Source organism: Mesorhizobium sp. M1A.T.Ca.IN.004.03.1.1, from assembly GCF_003997555.1.
In the GTDB taxonomy this organism is placed as follows: Bacteria; Pseudomonadota; Alphaproteobacteria; order Rhizobiales; family Rhizobiaceae; genus Mesorhizobium.
On the sequence record NZ_RZTV01001114.1, the window covers coordinates 1 to 235 of the forward strand.

Annotated in this window: 1 pseudogene; it reads right to left on the bottom strand. The window is 66.8% G+C overall.

Going from position 1 to position 235, the window contains the following annotated elements:
- Positions 1 to 235 (bottom strand): annotated as a pseudogene (locus EOD29_RS35135) (ribosomal-protein-alanine acetyltransferase); the annotation flags it as partial.

Sequence of the window (235 nt, forward strand, 5' to 3'; positions counted from 1 at the left end):
CAGCCGCCAGCCAAGTCCGGCACGGGCGACCTTCGCCTGCACGGCAATCGTCAGGATCTCCGCCTCGCCGGCGACATGTCGGGCGAGAATGAACCCCGGAAGCGGCTTTTTCAGGAAGGCATTGGTCTGGCGCGCGACGAAGCCGAAGACGGTATCCTGCATCAGTAGCCCGTGAAATTCACCGTCGCCCCAGGGCCGGGCGAACCGCTCGCCGTGCAGGGCGGCAACATCGCGG